Source organism: Bradyrhizobium sp. 147 (assembly GCF_023073935.1).
Classification (GTDB): Bacteria; Pseudomonadota; Alphaproteobacteria; order Rhizobiales; family Xanthobacteraceae; genus Bradyrhizobium.
Genome location: NZ_JADPKL010000136.1, coordinates 1 through 2503, shown reverse-complemented (window position 1 = coordinate 2503; position 2503 = coordinate 1). Strand labels below are relative to the sequence as shown.

Annotated in this window: 1 protein-coding gene; it reads right to left on the bottom strand. The window is 66.0% G+C overall.

Annotated elements, in window-relative coordinates:
- Window positions 1-2501: hybrid sensor histidine kinase/response regulator (locus tag IVA87_RS31850; RefSeq protein ID WP_247336901.1), on the bottom strand; the 2501-nt coding region annotated here is incomplete at its 3' end.
- Between the last annotated feature and the right edge of the window lie 2 nt (window positions 2502-2503).

Genomic DNA, 2503 nt, shown 5'->3' with positions numbered 1-2503 from the left:
GCGGTGCGGACGCGGTAACCGGCGGCTTTGAGCACCGGCGCCAGCATGTTGCGGAAGAACGCGGAATCGTCGACCAGCAGCACCGACTGCGAATGCAGCGAGGCCTTCATCTCCTTGCGGGTGAACCAGTCGGCGAACGCCATCGGCAGGAAGTGGCCGACGTCGATCACCTCGGTGGCCTGGCCCTTGATCACGGCCGAGCCCAGAATGCCCGAGGAGGAGCCGCCGACCTCGATATTGAGCCGTTCCTCGACGATGTCGATGATCTCGTCGACGACGAGGCCCATGGCGCGGCCGTCGTCGGCGAACACCAGGATCGGCTGGGCACCCTGGCTCGCAACGGTGACGCCCTCCATGGCGACCAGCGGCATCAGCTGCTCGCGGTACTGCACCATGTAGCGGCCGTTGCTGACCTCGATCTTGTCGGCGGGCAGCTCCTCGAGGCGGGTGACGAGCCCGAGCGGGACCGCCTTGGGCTGGGCCGAGCCGGCGCGGAACACCAAGAGCGAGGTGGTCTGCTCGCCCGCGCCGATGTGATGCGCGCCGTTCTCGTCGGCCATGTCATGGGCCGAGGCGCCGGCGGCGCCGAGCGCCTTGGCGATGCCGTTGGGATCGATGATCATGATGACGGCGCCATCGCCCAAAATGGTGTTGCCCGAGAACATGTCGATGTGACGCAGTTTTGTCGACATCGGCTTCACCACGATCTCTTCGGTGTGGAACACGCCGTCGACGACGATGCCGAAGGTCTGGCTGCCGACTTGCGTGACCACGATAAAACCGTTCTCGGGATCGGAAGCGGCGCCGTCGTCGATCTTCAAGAGCTTCTTCAGATGGATCAGCGGCAACAGCTTGTTGCGCAGGCGCAGCACCGCGGTGTCCTTGATGCGCTCGATGCGGTGCTCGGAATTGGCGCGGGCGCGCACCAGCTCGACCACCGAGAGCTGCGGGATGGCAAAGCGGTCGCCGGCGGCCTCGACGATCAGGGCCGAGACGATCGCCAAGGTCAGCGGGATCTTGATGGTGACGGAGGAGCCTTCGCCGGCCACGCTCTTGATGTCGATGGTGCCGCCGATCTGGTCGATATTGGTGCGCACCACGTCCATGCCGACGCCGCGGCCGGAGACCGAGGTGATGGCGGCCGCGGTCGAGAAGCCCGGCGCGAAGATGAACTTGTGGATCTGGGCTTCGCTCATCTTCTCCAGCTCGGCCTCGGTGACCAGGCCGCTGGAGAGCGCCTTGGCCTTGATCTTCTCGGTGTTGAGGCCGCGGCCGTTGTCGGCGATGCAGATGATGATGTGGCCGCCCTCGTGATAGGCGGACAGGCGAATGGTGCCCTGCTCGCCCTTGCCGGCCGCCAAGCGCTCGGCGGGGGTCTCGAGGCCATGATCGGCGGAGTTGCGCACCATATGGGTGAGCGGGTCCTTGATCAAATCGAGCACCTGACGGTCGAGCTCGGTGTCGGCGCCGTGCATCTCCAACTCGATCTGCTTGCCGAGTTCGCTCGAGAGGTCGCGGACGATGCGGGGCAGCTTCTGCCAGGCATTGCCGATCGGCTGCATGCGCGTCTTCATGACGCCCTCCTGCAGCTCGGCGGTGACGTTGGACAGCCGCTGCAACGGCACCTTGAACTCGGTATCGTCGTTGCGGCGGGAGATCTCCAAAAGCTGGTTGCGGGTCAGGACCAGCTCGGAGACCATGGTCATCAGGTGCTCCAGCGTATCCACGTTGACGCGGATCGACTGGTTGGCGATGCGGTCGCCTTCGGCGGCGCCCTCGTCGGCCAGCGACCGCTTCGGCGCCGGCTTGTCCTTGGGTTTTGCAGCGTCCTTGGCCGTTTCCTTGGCCGCAGGCGCCGGGGCGTCAAGCGCCGGCGCGGGCGCAGCCCTGACTTCAGCCTTGGCCACCGCTGCAACAGGCACCGGCGCTTCGATCGCGGTCTCGCGGAAGGCGCGCTCGAGCTCGTCGAGCGAGACTTCGCCCGGACGCAAGGGACGCTCCAGGGTCTGCTCGATCAGCGCGCCGGTGGTCATCGCCTTGGCCGGCGCAGCGGCCGGGGCTTCCGGCACCAAAGGCGGGGCATCGGCGACGGGAGCTGCGCTGGCGCCTGCTGCCATGGCCGCCATGCCCTGCTCGACCATCGCTTCCAGCTTGTCGATGAGGTCGCGGTCGTTACCTTCCGGCTCGGCTTCGCTCGCCTCCAGCCCGGCCAGAATCTCCTTGATGCGGTCGATCGAGGACAGGATCACCGTCACCGCCTGCCCGGTCACCGGCATGCCGTCACGGAATTTGCCCATCAAGGTCTCGCCGGCATGCGCCAGCGCTTCCAGCCGCGGCAGCCCGAGGAAGCCGCAGGTGCCCTTGATGGTGTGGACCAGGCGGAAGATGTTATCCAGGATCTTGGCGTTGTTCGGCTCCTGCTCGAACTTCACCAATTGATTGTCGACGGTGTCCAGGCTCTCGCTGGTCTCCGTCAAAAACTCCCGCAACAGATCATCCATGA